The following is a 16,877-nucleotide window of genomic DNA, read 5'->3' as shown; positions in this document are numbered from 1 at the left end:
GGTCCTGCCCACCGGGGGACGGTGTGGCTCTTGATCCCGCTGTCCGCAGCACCCGGCAGACGACGGCTCCGTGGGCCGAACGCGAGCCGGCCGGCGGATTCCGTTGAGCGCCGACCACCGAAGGACGATCGATGAGCGCACAAGACGTGCTGCCCTTCCCGCCGACCCCGTCAGCGAGCACGGCGGGTCGAACGATGCAGGAGTCGGTGTACGCGCAGCGCGTGCGCCCGAGGCGACTGCCGGACGACGCGCCGAACATCCTCATCGTCCTCATCGACGACGCGGGCCCCGGGCTGCCGAGCACGTACGGGGGCGAGGTCCGCACCGACACGCTGAGCCGTGTCCACGACGGCGGCATCGGCTACAACCGTTTCCACACGACAGCGATGTGCTCCCCGACCCGCGCATCGCTGCTGACGGGACGGAACCACCACCGCATCGGCAACGGTCAGATCGCGGAACTGGCGAACGACTGGGACGGCTACGCGGGCGAGATCCCCAAGAGCAGCGCACTCTGCGCCGAGGTCCTCAAGGAGTACGGCTACTCGACCGCCGCGTTCGGGAAATGGCACAACACCCCCGCCGTCGAGACCACCGCCGCCGGGCCGTTCCACAACTGGCCCACCGGGAACGGCTTCGAGTACTTCTACGGCTTCCTCGCCGGCGAGGCCTCGCAGTACGAGCCCAACCTGGTGCGGGGCACCACGATCGTGCCGCCGCCCAGGACCCCCGAGGAGGGCTACCACCTCAGCGAGGACCTCGCCGACGACGCCATCGGCTGGCTGCACCAGCACAAGGCGCTGGAACCCGACAAGCCCTTCTTCATGTACTGGGCGAGCGGCTGCCTGCACGGTCCGCACCACATCATGAAGGAATGGGCCGACAAGTACGCCGGCAAGTTCGACGACGGCTGGGACGCCTACCGGGAGCGGGTCTACCACCGCGCGAAGGAGATGGGGTGGATACCGCCCGAGGCGCAGCTGACGCCCCGCGATCCGCGGATGGCGGCGTGGGACGAGGTCCCCGAGGAGGAGCGGCCCTTCCAGCGACGGCTCATGGAGGTCGCCGCGGGCTTCGCCGAACACGTCGACGTCCAGGTCGGGCGGCTGATCGACGAGGTCGAGAACCTCGGCTACGGGGACAACACCCTGGTCTTCTACATCTGGGGCGACAACGGTTCCTCGGGCGAGGGCCAGAGCGGCACCATCAGTGAGCTGATCGCGCAGAACGGCATCCCGACGACGGTCGACATGCACATCGCGGCGCTGGACGAGCTCGGGGGCCTCGACGTCCTCGGGTCTCCCAAGGTCGACAACATGTACCACGCGGGCTGGGCCTGGGCCGGCAGCACGCCCTACAAGGGCTTGAAGCTGCTCGCCTCGCACCTCGGTGGGACGCGGAATCCCATGGCCGTCCGGTGGCCGGCGAGGATCACGCCCGACCCGACCCCGCGCGCCCAGTTCCACCACTGCAACGACCTCGTACCGACGATCTACGAGGTCGTGGGCATCACCCCGCCGCGAGTGGTCCACGGCATTCCGCAGCTCCCGATCGACGGCGTGAGCATGGCCTACACCTTCGACGACCCGGCCGCCGCCGGGCGGCTGATGACCCAGTACTTCGAGATCATGGGCAGCCGGGCGATCTACCACGAGGGTTGGATGGCGTCGGCGTTCGGACCCCGTCCCCCGTGGGTGCCCGGGACACCCCCCGGGATCGCGACCTGGACGCCCGACCAGGACGTCTGGGAGCTCTACCACCTGGACGAGGACTGGACCCAGGCCCACGATCTCGCCGCCGAGCACCCGGACAAGCTCGCGCAGATGAAGGAGACCTTCTCCATCGAGGCCGCCAAGAACAGCGTCTACCCGGTGGGCGGCGGGCTCTGGGTGCTGGTCTTCCATCCGGAGATGAGGATCTCGACGCCGTACCGGGAGTGGAACTTCACGGGCGACATCACCCGCATGCCGGAGTTCTGTGCGCCGGCTCTCGGCAACCGCGCCAACCTCGTGACCATCGACCTCGACGTCCCGGAGCAGGCGCAGGGTGTCCTCTACGCGCTGGGCGGCGCCGGCGGCGGGCTGACCTGCTACATCGAGGACGGCGTCCTCTGCTACGAGTACAACCTGTTCCTCCTGTCCCGCACGAGGATTCGGTCCGAGCGACGCTTGCCGGTGGGGCCGGCCACCATCCAGATCGCCACGGCCCAGCCCGACCCGAAACCGGGTGGAGCGCTCGACGTCGCCATGACCGTCGACGGCGACGAGCACGGCGTCGGACACGTCCCGGTCAGCGCCCCGCTGCTCTTCTCCGCCAACGACTGCCTCGACATCGGCACCTGCCTCGGAGGACCCGTGTCCCTGGACTACGCCGCCAAGGCACCCTTCCCGTTCAACGGCCGCATCGACCGCGTCAACGTCCGGTACTCGACCTAGGGGCGGGGCCCGGGGGAGGCGGACGGAGGGTGGTGGGTGAGCGGTGGGCCGATCATGAAACAAGCCCCAGGTCAGCGCTCTGACCCGGGGCTTCGGCTCCTCCGACTGGACTCGAACCAGTAACCCTTCGATTAACAGTCGAATGCTCTGCCGATTGAGCTACGGAGGACCGTCGTGTCCGGACCGTCGTGCTCCCGGACGAGAAACACGCTACAACACCCGCCCCACCGCCTTCCCGCTCGGGGTGGGGCAGGATGGGTCTCGGAGAGACGATGTCGGGGAGGAGAACGTCAGATGGTGATCCCGTTCCTGTTGGGCGCCGGTGTGGGGTACGTCCTCGGCACGCGGGCCGGCCGTGAGCGCTACGAGCAGCTCTCCCGCGCGTACCGCCGGGTGGCCGACCACCCGAGCGTGCAGGGAGCCGCGGGTGTGGCTCGTGCGAAGGCCGGAGAGGCCGTCCAGGTGGGGGTGTCGAAGGCCCGCGAGCGGGTCGCGCCCACCGGTGGTCACGAGCCGGCGGCGCCGGGTCGCGCCGCGGCCAACGGGTCGCACGCCCCCGGGCGCTGAGCGCCCGAGACGTCAGGGCCCCCAGGAGTCAGCGCGCGCCGAGCACCGCGAAGACGCGGCGGAACCCGAACCAGGTGACGCCCGCGTCGTCCGGGGGGTAGGCGGCACGGAGGCGCGGGGCGAGCTCGGCGCGCAGGCGGTCCCACGCCGCGTCGTCGAGCACCCCGCGCACGGGCCGCAGCGTCGACCCCGCGATCCAGTGGCCGACGGGATCGTCGCCGGTCAGGGGGTGCAGATAGGTCGTCTCCCAGCAGTCCACGTGCGCGCCCGGCCGCGCGCCGGCGAGCAGCCGGGCGTACTCCTCGGGGGTGCCGACGCCGTACGCGGGCAGGCCCTCGGGGACGAGCCCCGACCACTCCGGGGACGCGAGCAGGTCGCGGGCGATGGTGTGCGACGGCGAGACCTCGTTGCCCGGCACCTGGATCGCGAGCCAGCCCCCGTCCGGGAGCGCCGCGGCCCAGCGGGCGAGCAGGTCCCGGTGCTCGGGCACCCAGTGCAGCACCGCGTTGCTCACCACGACGTCGGTCTCACGGCCCGGCGCGAAGTCGCGGACGTCGGCGAGCTCGGCGTCGACCCCGTTCTCCCGCGCGGCGGCGACCATGTCCGGTGACGCGTCGGAGGCGCGCACCCGAGCCGCGGGCCACCGCTCCGCGAGCAGCCCGGTGAGGTGCCCCGGCCCGCAGCCGAGGTCGACCACCTCGCGCGGCGCCTCGGCGCCCACCCGGGCCACGAGGTCCAGGAACGGGCGCGCCCGGTGGTCGTCGTGGTGGCGGTAGAGCGCCGGGTCCCACGTGTGGGTCACGACCGGCCCACGCCCCGGAGCTTCTCCCCCACCCCTGCCGCGACGGTGCGCACCGCCTCCGGGTCGGCGCCGGGGTCGGGGCGCACGTGGAGGACGATCCCGGCGCCCGGGACGCGCCGCTGCACGAACCACGCACCCCCGTCCCCGAGCTCGTGGTGCTGGCTGTCCTTCACCGCGGCGGTGACCCGGCGGTGCACGGTCTCGGGCAGGCGACCCGGCGTCACGAGCGGCACACGGCGGGGCGGGCGGTCGGCGAGCAGGACGACACCGCCCTCGAGCTCCTCGACCTCGTCGGCCTCGATCACCTCGAGCGCGCCGCCCGACCACGTCGCCTTCGTCACGAGGTGCCAGTCGACGCGCTGCGAGCCCTCCCCCGACGCCGCGGGCGGCAGCCAGAGCCCGAGGTCGGTGGCGAGCACGACCGACCCGCGCGGCCCGAGGCCGTCGGCGAGCACGCGCTCGTCCGGCTCGAGCGTGCCCGTGAACCCCTCCGGCACGGGCTCGCGGCCCGTCAGCAGGGCGGCGAGCCGCGCGCGCACCCCGCTCACAGCGCCACCACCCCGGCCGCCTGGCCGCGCAGGGCCTTCTTGTACTGCTCGAGAGCGACGAGGTCGCCGAAGAGCTCGTGGTACTCGTCGGCGTCGGTGACCGGCGAGAGCCGCTGGAGCCGCGACTTGATCTCGGCGACCTGCTTGCCGACCAACGACTCCTGCAGGCCCGCGAGCATTCCCGAGATGTAGCGGTGGTCGTCGGACTCCCGCGACTGCAGCGCCTCGACCGCCAGCTCGGAGACCAGCGGGCGGAAGCCGGTGGGGACCTCGTCGGCCACCGCGTTCAGCCAGCTGTGGCCGGAGAGCCCGGACGCCGTGCCCCCGGCGGCGAGCACCGCCTGGTGGACCGCGAGGTAGCCGGGATGACTGAACGCGTCGTCGGGCAGCGTGTCGTAGACCGGACCGGCGAGCGCGGGGGCCTGGAGCGCGGCCTTGATCACCTCGCGCTGCACCCGCAGGCGCGGGTCGCGGCGATCGGGCATCTCCGGGCCGTCGGTACGCGTGGCCTGGGCCTGGGTGCGCCGCTGGGTCCGGCGGGCGGGGGCGTCGACGGGCGCGCCGGCGCTCTCGCGCACCCGGCGCACCACGGTGTTCTCGTCCGGCCAGCCCGTCCACCCCGCGAGGCGGCGGGCGTACCCGTCACGTAGGTCCTCGCGGCGGATCCGCGCCACCAGCGGCACGGTGCGCTGCAGCGCCGCGGTCTGGCCCTCGACGGTGGTGAGGTCGTGCTCGGCGAGGATCGTGCGCACCGCGAACGCGAACAGCGGTTGGCGGCGGGCCACGAGGTCGCGCACCGCGACGTCGCCGGAGGCCTGCCGCAGCTCGCACGGGTCCATGCCGTCGGCGGCCGTCGCGATGTAGGTCTGCGCCGCGAACTGCTGGTCGCCCTCGAAGGCCTTGATCGCGGCGGCCTGCCCCGCGGCGTCGCCGTCGAAGACGTAGATGACCTCGCCGCGGTCGAACGAGTCGTCCATGAGCAGGCGGCGCAGCACGGCGACGTGGTCGTCGCCGAACGCGGTCCCGCAGCTGGCCACGGCCGTGGGGACGCCGGCGAGGTGCATCGCCATGACGTCGGTGTAGCCCTCGACGATCACCGCCTGCCGGGTCTTCGCGATCTCCCGCTTGGCCTTGTCGAGCCCGAAGAGGACCTTCGACTTGTGGTAGACGGGCGTCTCGGGGGTGTTGAGGTACTTGGCCTCGATGCGGTCGTCGTCGAACAGCCGGCGCGCGCCGAAGCCGACGACGTCGCCCCCGAGGTCGCGGATCGGCCAGAGCAGCCGGCGGTGGAAGCGGTCGATGTGCCCGCGCTGGCCGGGGCGCGACAGCCCCGCCTTCTCGAGCTCGTCGAGCGTGTAGCCCTGGGCGAGCAGGTGCTTGGTCAGCCGGTCCCACCCCGAGGGCGCGAACCCGCAGCCGAAGTCCTCCGCCGAGGCCTGGTCGAACCCGCGCTCGGCGAGGAACTCGCGCGCCTTCTGCGCCTCCCCCGGCGTCCGCAGCTCGGCGGCGTAGAACTCCGCGGCCAGCTTGTTGGCGGCCAGCAGCCGGGTGCGGGTGCCGCGGTCCTTCTGGACGCTCGACCCGCCGCCCTCGTAGGTCAGCCGGAAGCCGACGCGGTCGGCGAGCTTCTCCACGGCCTCGACGAAGCCCAGCTGCTCGATCTTCATGATGAAGTCGATGACGCTGCCGCCCTCGCCGCAGCCGAAGCAGTGGAAGGTGCCGTGCGTGGGGCGCACGTTGAACGACGGCGACTTCTCGTCGTGGAACGGACAGAGCCCCTTCACCGAGCCCGCGCTGGCGCGCCGCAGGGCGACGTACTCGCCGACGACCTCGTCCACCCGGTTGCGGTCCCGCACCTCCGCGATGTCCGCGTCCCGGATGCGTCCCGCCATGGCCCCGAGTGTAGGGACCGACCTCGGGAAGGGTGGGGCGTCCCGTGCGGTTGCAGGCCCCAGCACCGCTCACGCTCGCGAGGAGGACCCATGCAGCTCGACCTGTCCGGGCGGACGGCCCTGGTCACCGGCTCGACGGGCGGCATCGGCCGGGCCATCGCCGCCGACCTCGCCCGCGCCGGCGCCCGGGTGGTGGTCAACGGGCGGACCGAGCCGCGGGTGGACGGCGCCGTCACGCACCTGCGCGACGAGACCGGCGGCGAGGTCGTCGGGGTGGTCGCCGACGTGGCCACAGCCGAGGGCGCCGAGGAGGTCGCGGCGCGGGAGCCCCACGTCGACGTGCTGGTCAACAACCTGGGCATCTTCGGCCCGCAGGCCGCCCTCGAGATCACCGACGACGACTGGCGGCGCTACTTCGAGGTCAACGTGCTGGCCGCGACCCGGCTGATCCGTACCTACCTGCCGGGCATGACCGCCCGCGGCTGGGGCCGGGTGCTCGACATCGCCAGCGACTCCGCCGTCGTCATCCCCGCCGAGATGATCCACTACGGGATGTCGAAGACCGCCCTGCTCGCGGTGTCGCGCGGCTTCGCGAAGGAGGCCGCGGGCACGGGCGTCACCGTCAACTCCGTGATCGCCGGGCCCACCCACACCGGCGGCGTCGAGGGGTTCGTCCGACAGCTGGTGGGTGACGAGCTGCCGTGGGACGAGGCGCAACGAGAGTTCATGATCAAGCACCGGCCGCAGTCGCTGATCCAGCGGCTGATCGAGCCCGAGGAGATCGCCCACATGGTGACGTACCTGGCGTCGCCGCTGGCCTCGGCCACCACCGGCGCGGCCGTGCGCGTCGACGGCGGCTACGTGGACTCGATCATCCCCTGACGGATCGGGCTCACTGTCCGAACGATGCCGCGTCGACGACCGCCCGGTCGATCTCGCCGTCGCCGACGACCTGGCCGTCGCCGTCCTCGGCCTTCACGGTGAAGGAGAGCTTCGCGCCCTCGCGCTCGCGCAGGTCCGCGGTGACCTCGATCCGCCCGCCCACGCGCGTCGGACGGCGGTGGCGGATGCGGACGCCGGTGCCGACGGTCGTCTCGCCGTCGGCGAGCAGGGGCTTGGCGGCCTCGACGGTGGCGGCCTCGAGCCAGGCGAGCAGCCGCGGGGTGCCGAGCACCTCGATCTCGCCGCTGCCCAGCGCCCGGGCGGTGTCGTCGTCGGTGACCTCGTGTCTCATCGGCCGGACCCTAGATCGGCACCCTCGTCGACGACCATCGGCCTGTCGTCGACCGAGCGCGGCAGCGCCAGCACGAGCACGCCGCCGACCACCAGCACGACGCCGAACGTGTAGAGGCTCGAGGCCGGGGAGCCGGTGAGGTCCGAGAGCCAGCCGACCAGCGACGTCGCCACCGCCCCGCCGATGTTGCCGATCGAGTTGACCAGCGCGATGCCCGCCGCCGCGCCGGCGCCGGTGAGCAGCGCGGACGGGATGCTCCAGAACGCGGCCTGGGCGGTGGAGACGCCGGCGGCGACGAGCACCATCGCGCCGACCGCGAGGGCCGTGCTCTGCAGGAACACCGCGGTGAGGACGAGACCCAGGCCGGTGATCAGGCACGGCACCGTCGTGTGCCAGCGGCGCTCGCCGGTGCGGTCGCCGTGCGCCGACCACGTGATCATCGCGATCACGGCGACGACGTACGGCACGGCCGTCAGCAGCCCGATCGTCAGCGGGTCGGCGACGCCGCTGCCCTTGATGATCGTCGGCAGCCAGAAGCTGACCAGGTAGATGCCGAGGGCGATCGTGAAGTAGATGCCGCAGAGCAGCCAGACGCGCCCGCTGGTCATCGCCGCGCGGATGCTGCCGTGCCCGCCCTCCCGGGAGGCCTCCTCGGCCGCGAGATCGGCGCGCACGACGTCCTTCTCCGCGTTCGAGAGCCAGCGGGCGGCGTCGACGGAGTTGTCGAGGTAGCGCAGCACCAGCAGGCCGAGGACCAGCGAGGGCACGGCCTCGATGAGGAACATCCACTGCCAGCCGCCGAGACCCCCGACCTCGTCGAACGCCGTGAGGATCCAGCCCGAGAGCGGTCCCCCGACGATGGTGGCGACGGGGATCGCAGCGAGGAAGATCGCCGTCACCCGGCCGCGGCGCTGGGCCGGGAACCAGTAGGTGAGGTAGAGCAGGATGCCGGGGATGAAGCCGGCCTCGGCGACGCCCAGCAGGAACCGCAGGATGTAGAACATCGTCGCGGAGTTGATGAAAGCCATGGCGCCGGAGATCAGGGCCCAGGTGACCATGATCCGCGCGATCCACCATTTCGCGCCGATGCGGTGGAGCACCACGTTGCTGGGGACCTCGAAGAGGATGTAGCCGACGAAGAAGATGCCGGCGCCGAGGCCGTAGACGGTGTCGGAGAACTGCAGGTCGTCCTGCAGCTGCAGTTTCGCGAAGCCGACGTTCACGCGGTCCAGATAGGCCGCGGCGTAACAGACGAACAGGAACGGCACGAGGCGTCGCGTGATCCGGCGGTAAACGGCGTCCGCGTTCATGGGGTCCTCCCGGGAGGGGCCTGCGGCCCAGGTGAGTGATGTGGGTCGTCGGAACGACCCACATCACTCACGTGGCCGTCAGGCCCTCACATCGTCGGCGCGTCCGCGTTGCTCGGCGTCGTCTTCTGCGAGGTGATGTGGTCGTAGTTGCGCAGGATGTACTCACCGGTGCGCTGCGAGAGCGCGCCGATCGTGGAGGTCGGATTGACCGCCGCGCCGGTGGTGAGCGTGCTGCCGTCGACCACGAACAGGTTCGGCAGGTCCCAGGTCTGACACCACTTGTTGAGCACCGAGTCGTCGGGCGTGTTGCCCATCCGGCAGGTGCCCATGAGGTGCCAGCCCGGCGGCGGGTAGAGCACGCCGGTGTCGTTGGTCTCCACCGCACCCACCGCGCGGGTGGCCTCGAAGATCTTCTCGATGCCGTACTCCGCGAGCGCCACGTCGTTCTGGTGGAGCTCGTAGTTCACGTGCGCGGCCGGCAGGCCCGACGAGTCCGTCACGTCCGTGTCGAGCGTGACCCGGTTCGTCGCCACCGGCAGGTCCTCACCGAACATGAAGACCATGAGGTGGTTGGCGAAGTGTCCGTCGAAGAACTCGCGGTGCTTCTCGCCCCAGGGTGCCGTGTACCCGGTGTGCGTGCCCATCGCGGCGTAGCCCGGTCCGAAACTGCGCGCGACCTGCATGCCGAAACCGTTGACGAATCCTCGGCTGACGTCGGTGTGGTAGAACTCGTGCGAGTAGAGCGGGGCCCCGAACGAGCCCTTGAAGCCCTCGATGGGCTCGTCGAACCACGAGTCGCAGAACGCGAACACGTGGTGCATCAGGTACTTGCCGACGATGCCGTTCGAGTTCGCCAGCCCGTCGGGATGGCCCTTCTGCGCGCTCTGCAGCAGCAGGCGCGGCGAGCCGATGCCGTTCGCCGCGAGCACCACGATCTTCGCCCGGATCTCGTGCCGCTCGCCGGTGGTGCGGTCGACGTAGGTCGCGCCGGTGGCCTTCCCGCCGTCGGCGTTGATCGTCTCGACGCGCGACATCGTGCGCAGGTCCGCCCCGTACCGGATGGCGTAGGGCCAGTGCGCGTTCGCCGGCGTCGACAGCGACCCCGTCGGGCTGCCGGAGAGCTCGTTGCCCATCGCCTGGTCGGCCTCGCGGTTCTCGCGCGGCACCGTGATGACGGCGTTGTCGGACGGCCACCAGTGCCAGCCGAGGTCGCGCGACGCCTTGGCGTACTTGAGGCCGAGCTTCCCGGGCAGGACCTCCGGGTCGCGGACGGCCTGCTTGCGGTCGGGATAGGACGGGTCACCGATGCGGCCGGAGATGCCGTAGATCTCGTCGTTCTCGTCGTAGAACGGGGCGAGGTCCTCGTAGGAGATCGGCCAGTCGATCGTGCCCTCGAGACCGTGCTCGGTGCCCTTGCGGAAGTCGACCGGCTTGTAGCGCGGCCAGTGACCCGCGTAGTGGATCGTCGAGCCACCGACGTTGTTCATGAGGTAAGGCGTCGTGGTGCCGGTGACCGGATAGTCCTCCGGCAGTTGGCGGACGTTCGGGTCGTAGGCCCAGCCGCGCTGCTTCTCCAGCTCCCACTCGTCGTGGTAGTGCGGGTGGTCGGTCGGCTTGACCCACGGACCCTGTTCCAGGCACACGACGTTCATGCCGGCCTTCGCGGCCTTGAGCGCGATGCCGGCCCCTCCGGGGCCCGAGCCGACGATCAGGAGGTCGGTCTCCTCGTACGAAGCCATCGGGTACTCCTCACTTGGTCCAGGAGAGCTGGGACAGGTCGACGCGGGTGACCTCGTCGGTCTCGAGGTAGGAGCCGTTCTCCTGGGCCTGCGTCAGCAGTTCCTCGTCCCAGGGCTCCGTGGTCTGCAGGTAGCCGTAGGGAAGGGGCGGACCGTGGTAGTCGCGCCCGGCGGGGAGGTTCTTGTTGATCGCCAGCGTGACCACCGGGCGCGAGTAGTAGCCGTAGTAGACGAGCGCCCGCAGCTGCTCGAAGAGCGGGTCCTCTGCTTTCTCGAGCGCTGCGATCGCCGCCGTCCTGTCGGCGGCCGACCCGTCCACGAACGACTGCCCGAGCCCGTCGAGCCCGGCCTTGAACTGGTCCTCGGTCGCGAACGGGAAGTGCTTGTTCTGGTAGCCGCTCGGCGTGACGTAGCGGCCGACGAAGGTCACGAGATCGACCTCGCTCGCCGTCGGCCAGTCCGGGTGTGGCGGGATGATCGTGTCCGCGGCCGCGTTGATCACCGCAGCCTGCGTGTCGTCGAAGCGGATCGGGTTCTGCAGCCCGCCCAGGCGCGGGCGGCCGGTCTCGAAGTAGCCCCCCGCCTCCCCCGGCGCCGCGGTCGTCTCCGGGGCGCCGAACGGTGCGGCCTTCTCTCCCAGGGCGTTGTTCACGGTGTCTCCTCTCCTGTGACGTGTGCGCGCGTGCCCGTGCCAGGGCACGGGCGAGAGCGCACGGGACCGACGGTCAGAGCGGCGCGCCGGCCCAGTCGGTCGCCGCGCGCAGCGGGTCGAGGTTGATCGCCACGTGCTTGACCTGCGTGTAGCCGTGGATGGCCTCCAGCCCCTCCTCGCGGCCGGTCCCGCTCTGCTTGTGGCCGCCGTGCGGGGTCATCGGGAGCTCGCCGAACCAGTCGTTGATCATCACGCCGCCGACCTGCAGGCGGCGGGCGGTGGAGAGCAGCCGGGTGACGTCCTTGCCGAGCAGCACCGCGAACAGCCCGTAGATCGAGTCGTTGACCTTCTCGACGAGCTCGTCCTCGGTCGACCAGGAGAGCACCGAAGCGACCGGTCCGAAGATCTCCTCCTGGGCGATGCGCGAGGAGTTGTCGACGCCGGTGAACACCGTCGGCTGGACGAAGTACCCGCCCTCGGGCGTGCCCTCCGGCCGTCCGCCGCCGTAGAACAGCGTCGCCTCGGACTTGCCGATCTCGATGTAGGAGTTGACACGGTCGAACTGCTTCTGCGACACGAGGGGTCCCATCTGGGTGCCCTCGGCGAACCCGTCGCCGACCTGCGTCTGCTCCAGGCGGGCGGACAGCTTCGCCAGGAAGTCCTTCTCGACGTCGGCGTGCACGAACAGCCGCGTCCCGGCGACGCAGACCTGCCCGGTGTGCGAGCAGAAGCCCTGGACCGCGGCCTCGACGGCCTCGTCGAGGTCGGCGTCGGGGAACACGATCGTCGGGCTCTTGCCGCCGAGCTCCAGGTTGACCTGGGCGATGTGGTCGGCGCCGAGCTTCGCCACCTGCTTGCCGGTCTCCGTCGAGCCGGTGAAGGTGATGCCGGCGACGTCGGGGTGCGCGGCCAGCGCGGCGCCCGCCTCGCCGCCGTAGCCGGTGACGACGTTGAACACGCCGTCGGGGAAGCCCGCCTCCTTGACCAGCTCGGCGAACTTCAGGGCCGAGAGCGACGTGTCCTCGGCGGGCTTGACCACGCACGTGTTGCCCAGGGCCAGCGCGGGGGCGCAGGACCGCACGAGGATGAGCAGCGGGTAGTTCCACGGCACGATGTGCGCGGTGACCCCGAGCGGCTCGAGGATCGTGAACGACAGCTTGTTGCCGGGCACCTCGATGGTGCGCCCGCCGACCTTGTCCGCGGCGCTCGCCCAGTAGTCGAGCCACAGCGGGATCGCGCCGACCAGCTCCTGGGCCTTGGCCAGGTAGTGCCCGGAGTCGAGCGCCTCGAGCCGGGCGAGCTCGTCGGCGTGCTCGGTGACCTTCGCGGCGAGCGCGCGCAGCAGGCCCGCCCGGGCGATCGCGTCGGTGAACTGCCACTCGACGGCGACGCGCTTGGCCGCGGCCACCGCCCTGTCGACGTCCGCGGAGTCACCGCGGGGCACCTCGGCGATGGTCGTCCCGGTGTTCGGGTCGACGGTCGGGAACCTGGCGCCGGCACCGGCCGCCGTCCATCCGCCGTCGATGAACATCCGGGCGTCGTCGACCTTCCGTGCGGTCGCATCGAAGGCCAGGGTCATGGGTCACCTCTCTGCTCGGTCGTGAGCGAAGTTCGGGCCCATAGGCCCGAACTTCGCTCACGTAGGGGTCAGCGCTTCGTGTGCTCGCGTTCGTCGACCACGCGCCGGGACTTGTGCTCGGCGCGCTCGAGGGTGTTGGCGTCGACCGACTCGAAGGTCACGCGCACGCCGAGCAGGGACTGGAGCCCCGACCCGGTATCGCGCTCGAAGGCGTCGCGCTGGCCTGCGGGGTGGGTGGTCTCGGCGCGGACGATCATCTCGTCCATCGACCCCGTGCGACGCACGACGATCTGGTGCTCGCCGCCGTAGCCGGAGACCCCGCGCAGGTAGTTGTCGACCTCGGTCGGGTACACGTTCTCGCCCCGGATGTGGATCATGTCGTCGATCCGGCCGTACACGCCGTCGGGCAGCTTGGGATAGGTGCGCCCGCAGGGGTTGTCCTCCAGGACCCAGCGCGTGAGGTCGTTGGAGGCGAGCCGGATCATCGGCTGCGACGTGCGCTCGAGGTGGGTGTAGACCGGCGTGCCCTCGGAGCCGTACGGGACGGTGCGGAAGCTGTCGGGGTCGCAGACCTCGTGCCAGACGATGTCCTGCCAGAGCAGCATGCCGTCGGGCGTCCCGGCGGTGGCCGACGCCGACATGAACGGCGTCATCTCCGCCATCGTCCCGCAGTCGATCACCGTGGCGCCGAACGCGTCCTCGATCGCCTTGCGGACCGCGGGTACGGACGCGCCGGGCTCGCCGGAGAAGAACATGACCTGCAGGCCGAACTCGCGCGGGTCGATACCCTCGGACTCGGCCACCTCCGCGAGGCGCAGCGCGTACGACGGCGTCGCATAGAACGCCTTGGGCTTCGTGCGGGCCAGCCAGGTGACCGCGCGGGCGGTCATGCCCTGCGCGCCGGCCCCGAACGGCAGCACGCGGCAGTGCAGGCGCTCGGCGCCGGCCAGCGCACCCCACGAGCCGAGGTAGAGGCTGAACAGCGCGGCGACGAACACGGTGTCGCCGGGCCGCACGCCCATCCCCCACAGGATGCGGGCGTGGTTGTCGGCGATGACCTCCCAGTCGCGACGGCCGATCGCGAAGGCCGTGGGCGCCCCGGTGGTGCCCGACGTGCCGTGGATGTGGTGGATCTCGGAGGAGTCGCAGCACAGGTAGTCGCCGAACGGCGGGTGGTTCGCCTGGGACTCCCGCATCTCGGCCTTCGTCACGACCGGGACCTGCTCGAACGCCTCGAACGACGTGATGTCGGCGGGCTTCACACCCGCCGCGTCCCACTTGGTCCGGTAGAACGTCGAGGTCGAGTACGCGTACTCCATGACCTCGCGCAGCCGCACGAGGACGGCGGCGTCGCGCTCCTGCGGGTCCATCGTCTCGCGGTGCGGGAACCAGTACGGCGAGTCCGGGTCGGGCAGATAGCTCTGGTCGTACCGGGCCGGGAAGTGCCAGTTCTCCATCTGTGCACCCATCTCAGGCCTTCCTCCGCTCGATCTCGGCGTCGTTCCAGGGCGTGAGGGCCTGGTAGTCGGGCACGAAGCCCAGGCCCTTGTCGGCGTCGGGGGACGGCGCCTCCTGCGTCGTGACGACGTCCACCACGGCGGGCGCGTTCTCCAGGGCCCGCTCGATCGCGGCCGGGAGATCCGCCGGGTCGGTGACCCGCTCGCCGTGGGCACCGAGGCTGCGGCCGAGCGCCGCGTAGTCGGAGTCGGCGAGCTCGGTGCCGACGACGAGGCCGTAGTTCTCGGCCTGGTCGTAGCGCTCGATGTTCCACGCGCGGTTGTTGGAGACGATCACGACGATCTTCGCGCCGTGGCGCACCGCGGTGTCGATGTCGGTCGCGGTGATGCCGAACGCGCCGTCGCCGGTGACCGCCACGACGGGCCGGTCCGGGAACGCCAGCGACGCCGCGATCGCGAACGGGGTCGCGACGCCGAGACAGCCGAAGGCGCCGGGGTCGAGGTAGCGCGCGCACCGGGTGATCCCGAGCCGCGCGAACGACAGCAGGTCGCCGCCGTCGGCGATCACGACCGTCTCGCCGAGGTCGAGTGCCGACCCGTCCAGGGCGTCGAGCGCCGCGAAGATCTGATTGGGGTGCATGCCGTCGGCGTGCGTGGGCGACTCGGCCAGCGCGGTCTTGTACTCCGCGGAGCGCTTCTCGTGCTTGGCGCGCAGCTCGTCGCGCCAGCTCGTGTCGGGCTCGAAGCCGCGGAGCGCCTGCGCGAGGGCGTCCATCGCGGCCGCCGGGTCGGCGAGGATCTCGACCTCGCCGCGGCGGTTGTCGATGAGCTCGCTCGCGGTGTCGGCGATCCGGACGACCGTCGCGTTCCTGAAGACCGCCGGCGAGCCGAAGCCGAGCTGGTAGTCGAGCTGGCGGCCGACGGTGATCAGGAGGTCGCAGTCGCGCATCACCGCCGAGCGCGCCGAGCCGACGCCCGCGGGGTGGTCGGCGGGGACGAGACCCCGGCTCTCCTGGGTGTCCAGGTACGCCGCGCCGGAGGCGTCGAGGAAGCGCACCAGCTCGGTGCCGTCGGTGACGCGGGCGCCGCGACCGGAGATCACGGCGGGCTTCCGCGCGCCGCGCACCAGGTCGGCGACCGAGGCGACGTCGTCGGGGTGCGGCTGCGGGCGGCGGCGGGGCTTGGCCCGCAGGTGCTCGTCGGTGACGAGCGCCGGCGGCACCTCCTCGCGCAGCACGTCGGTGGGGATCTCGACGTACACCGGTCCGGGCTCGCCGCGGTCGCCGGCGGCGCGCGCCCAGGCCTCGTCGAGCTCGCGCAGCACCTGGTCGGCGACGCGCAGCGTGCGGGACAGGCGGGTGACCGGGGCGAGGATCTCCGTGTGCGGGATGTCCTGGAGCGGGCCCATGTTCGACTGCTGGCGGGGTGGGCAGCCGCCGAAGACGAGCAGCGGGATGCGGCTGATCGAGGCGTTCGCGACGGCGGTGACGGTGTTCGTGACGCCGGGGCCGGCGGTCACGAGCGCGACCCCGGTCTCCCCCGTCAGCTCGCAGTGGGCGTGCGCCATGTGCACCGCCGAGCCCTCGTCCCGGACGTCGACGATGCGCACGCCGAGCCGGGCGAGCTGGTCCCAGACCGGCTGGATGTGGCCGCCCTGGAGGCCGAACACGCGGTCCACGCCGTGGTCGCGCAGGAAGCGCGCGACCAGGTCGGCAACGACGGACCCACCCCGGGCTGTCTGCTCCGGCATCCGATCCCCTCCTCGATGAGTGATCCACAGCACGTGATGCAGCGCACTCACACCGTGACGGATTCTGAATTCAGAAGTCAAGGGTTCGAGGACAATCGGTTGGCGCGCTACGCTGGGTGTCCGGAACGTTCGTTCGACAGACGCCGAGGGGGTTGGTCGTGCCGCGTGAGCTCCCGGCACCGCGACGGGGCCGACGAGGGCGACGATGACCGCGTTGCCGACGCCGCCCTCGCGGACCGAGCAGGTCTTCGACGCGATCATCGACGACATCTGCACCGGACGACTCACCCCCGGCACCCCTCTGCGCCAGGAGCAGCTCGCCGAACGCTTCAACGTGTCTCGCCAACCGGTGCAACAGGCACTGCTCCTCCTGCGCAACCAGGGCCTGGTGCGGGAGTTCGGCCGACGCGGGCTCGAGGTCGCGCCGCTCGACAGGGAGTTCGTCAGCCACCTCTACGACCTGCGGGAGCTGCTCGACGGGTACGCGGCGCGGCTCGCGGCCGAACGACGCACCGACGCGTGGCTGAAGGACGCCGCCGAGGTCGTGCGCTCCGGCGAGCGGGCGTTCGCCGAGAGCGCCTTCGCCCGGATGATCTCCGCCGACGTCGAGTTCCACCGCACCGTCGTCGAGGCGGCGGGCAACCCGCTGCTCACGGAGAGCACCGGCGTGATGTGGCGGAACGTCCAGCGGGTCATGGGCGAGGTGCTGCTCCAGGGCGGCTCACCGGCCTGGGTGTGGGAGGACCACGCGGCCATCCTCGAGGCGATCGAGGCCGGCGACCCGGTCCGGGCCGAGTACCTCGCCCGCCGCCACGCCGCCCACGGCGAGCAGCTCATCCTCGACGCCATGGGGCCGGCGCCCGAGGCCTGACCCGACGGTCATCCTCCCGGGGTGATGCGGCGCGCCCCGGA

Annotated in this window: 14 protein-coding genes and 1 tRNA gene; 4 read left to right on the top strand and 11 right to left on the bottom strand. The window is 71.6% G+C overall.

Annotated features, from left to right (window positions below; translation table 11 throughout):
• The first annotated feature begins 131 nt into the window (after window positions 1-131).
• A complete protein-coding gene (locus PH189_RS05525) occupies window positions 132-2,435 on the top strand; it encodes an arylsulfatase (protein WP_274187754.1) in 2,304 nt (767 codons plus the stop codon).
• 96 nt (window positions 2,436-2,531) lie between these two features.
• On the opposite strand, the gene PH189_RS05520 is transcribed toward PH189_RS05525, so the two are convergent.
• Window positions 2,532-2,604, bottom strand: a tRNA-Asn gene (locus tag PH189_RS05520).
• 125 nt (window positions 2,605-2,729) lie between these two features.
• On the opposite strand from PH189_RS05520, the gene PH189_RS05515 reads away from it, so the two are divergent.
• Window positions 2,730-3,002, top strand: coding sequence for a hypothetical protein (locus tag PH189_RS05515; protein WP_378014917.1), 273 nt, complete (start codon window positions 2,730-2,732; stop codon window positions 3,000-3,002).
• A gap of 28 nt (window positions 3,003-3,030) precedes the next feature.
• Here the strand turns inward: PH189_RS05515 and PH189_RS05510 are convergent, their stop codons facing one another.
• From PH189_RS05510 to dnaG, 3 genes are read right to left on the bottom strand one after another with little or no spacing between them, the layout of a single operon-like run.
• Window positions 3,031-3,804 carry a trans-aconitate 2-methyltransferase gene (locus tag PH189_RS05510; RefSeq protein ID WP_274187753.1) on the bottom strand — a complete coding sequence of 258 codons (774 nt, stop codon included), beginning with the start codon at window positions 3,802-3,804 and terminating at the stop codon, window positions 3,031-3,033.
• Window positions 3,801-4,352 (bottom strand): hypothetical protein, encoded by a 552-nt coding sequence (locus PH189_RS05505; protein WP_274187752.1) that lies wholly within the window; start codon window positions 4,350-4,352, stop codon window positions 3,801-3,803. Before PH189_RS05505 ends, PH189_RS05510 begins: the two co-directional genes overlap by 4 nt.
• Window positions 4,349-6,244 carry a DNA primase gene (gene dnaG / locus PH189_RS05500; RefSeq protein WP_274187751.1) on the bottom strand — a complete coding sequence of 632 codons (1,896 nt, stop codon included), beginning with the start codon at window positions 6,242-6,244 and terminating at the stop codon, window positions 4,349-4,351. Before dnaG ends, PH189_RS05505 begins: the two co-directional genes overlap by 4 nt.
• 90 nt (window positions 6,245-6,334) lie before the next feature.
• Between dnaG and PH189_RS05495 the strand changes: the two genes are divergently transcribed.
• On the top strand, window positions 6,335-7,126 hold the full coding sequence (locus PH189_RS05495) for an SDR family NAD(P)-dependent oxidoreductase (protein WP_274187750.1): 792 nt from the start codon (window positions 6,335-6,337) through the stop codon (window positions 7,124-7,126).
• A 10-nt stretch (window positions 7,127-7,136) separates the two neighbouring features.
• Here the strand turns inward: PH189_RS05495 and PH189_RS05490 are convergent, their stop codons facing one another.
• The 7 genes from PH189_RS05490 to PH189_RS05460 all read right to left on the bottom strand — a co-directional run bounded on the left by PH189_RS05490 (window position 7,137) and on the right by PH189_RS05460 (window position 15,965).
• Complete coding sequence (locus PH189_RS05490) at window positions 7,137-7,478, bottom strand: thioesterase family protein (RefSeq protein WP_274187749.1); 342 nt, start codon at window positions 7,476-7,478, stop codon at window positions 7,137-7,139.
• Window positions 7,475-8,788, bottom strand: a complete 1,314-nt coding sequence (locus tag PH189_RS05485; RefSeq protein WP_274187748.1) for an MFS transporter — start codon at window positions 8,786-8,788, stop codon at window positions 7,475-7,477. The genes PH189_RS05490 and PH189_RS05485 overlap by 4 nt, the downstream gene beginning before the upstream one ends.
• 86 nt (window positions 8,789-8,874) lie before the next feature.
• A complete protein-coding gene (locus PH189_RS05480) occupies window positions 8,875-10,527 on the bottom strand; it encodes a GMC family oxidoreductase (protein ID WP_274187747.1) in 1,653 nt (550 codons plus the stop codon).
• Window positions 10,528-10,537: 10 nt separating this feature from the next.
• Window positions 10,538-11,179: a gluconate 2-dehydrogenase subunit 3 family protein gene (locus tag PH189_RS05475; RefSeq protein WP_274187746.1), complete on the bottom strand. Its 642-nt coding sequence runs from the start codon at window positions 11,177-11,179 to the stop codon at window positions 10,538-10,540.
• Window positions 11,180-11,252: 73 nt separating this feature from the next.
• Window positions 11,253-12,758: an aldehyde dehydrogenase family protein gene (locus tag PH189_RS05470; RefSeq protein ID WP_274187745.1), complete on the bottom strand. Its 1,506-nt coding sequence runs from the start codon at window positions 12,756-12,758 to the stop codon at window positions 11,253-11,255.
• A gap of 68 nt (window positions 12,759-12,826) precedes the next feature.
• Window positions 12,827-14,227 carry a phenylacetate--CoA ligase family protein gene (locus PH189_RS05465; protein ID WP_274187744.1) on the bottom strand — a complete coding sequence of 467 codons (1,401 nt, stop codon included), beginning with the start codon at window positions 14,225-14,227 and terminating at the stop codon, window positions 12,827-12,829.
• A 1-nt stretch (window position 14,228) separates the two neighbouring features.
• Window positions 14,229-15,965 carry a thiamine pyrophosphate-binding protein gene (locus PH189_RS05460; protein ID WP_274187743.1) on the bottom strand — a complete coding sequence of 579 codons (1,737 nt, stop codon included), beginning with the start codon at window positions 15,963-15,965 and terminating at the stop codon, window positions 14,229-14,231.
• Between the two features lie 205 nt (window positions 15,966-16,170).
• On the opposite strand from PH189_RS05460, the gene PH189_RS05455 reads away from it, so the two are divergent.
• A complete protein-coding gene (locus PH189_RS05455) occupies window positions 16,171-16,836 on the top strand; it encodes a GntR family transcriptional regulator (RefSeq protein ID WP_274187742.1) in 666 nt (221 codons plus the stop codon).
• The last annotated feature ends 41 nt before the right edge of the window (window positions 16,837-16,877 follow it).

The organism is Actinomycetospora chibensis, assembly GCF_028737215.1.
GTDB lineage: Bacteria > Actinomycetota > Actinomycetes > Mycobacteriales > Pseudonocardiaceae > Actinomycetospora > Actinomycetospora chibensis.
This window is presented reverse-complemented; position numbering and strand designations above follow the sequence as displayed.

Excerpts from the sequence above, each read along its gene's own strand:
- PH189_RS05525 (WP_274187754.1), top strand. The coding sequence starts at position 132 with ATGAGCGCACAAGACGTGCTGCCCTTCCCGCCGACCCCGTCAGCGAGC.
- PH189_RS05515 (WP_378014917.1), top strand. The coding sequence starts at position 2,730 with ATGGTGATCCCGTTCCTGTTGGGCGCCGGTGTGGGGTACGTCCTCGGC.
- dnaG (WP_274187751.1), bottom strand. The coding sequence starts at position 6,244 with ATGGCGGGACGCATCCGGGACGCGGACATCGCGGAGGTGCGGGACCGC.
- PH189_RS05495 (WP_274187750.1), top strand. The coding sequence starts at position 6,335 with ATGCAGCTCGACCTGTCCGGGCGGACGGCCCTGGTCACCGGCTCGACG.
- PH189_RS05490 (WP_274187749.1), bottom strand. The coding sequence starts at position 7,478 with ATGAGACACGAGGTCACCGACGACGACACCGCCCGGGCGCTGGGCAGC.
- PH189_RS05485 (WP_274187748.1), bottom strand. The coding sequence starts at position 8,788 with ATGAACGCGGACGCCGTTTACCGCCGGATCACGCGACGCCTCGTGCCG.
- PH189_RS05480 (WP_274187747.1), bottom strand. The coding sequence starts at position 10,527 with ATGGCTTCGTACGAGGAGACCGACCTCCTGATCGTCGGCTCGGGCCCC.
- PH189_RS05470 (WP_274187745.1), bottom strand. The coding sequence starts at position 12,758 with ATGACCCTGGCCTTCGATGCGACCGCACGGAAGGTCGACGACGCCCGG.
- PH189_RS05465 (WP_274187744.1), bottom strand. The coding sequence starts at position 14,227 with ATGGGTGCACAGATGGAGAACTGGCACTTCCCGGCCCGGTACGACCAG.
- PH189_RS05460 (WP_274187743.1), bottom strand. The coding sequence starts at position 15,965 with ATGCCGGAGCAGACAGCCCGGGGTGGGTCCGTCGTTGCCGACCTGGTC.
- PH189_RS05455 (WP_274187742.1), top strand. The coding sequence starts at position 16,171 with ATGACCGCGTTGCCGACGCCGCCCTCGCGGACCGAGCAGGTCTTCGAC.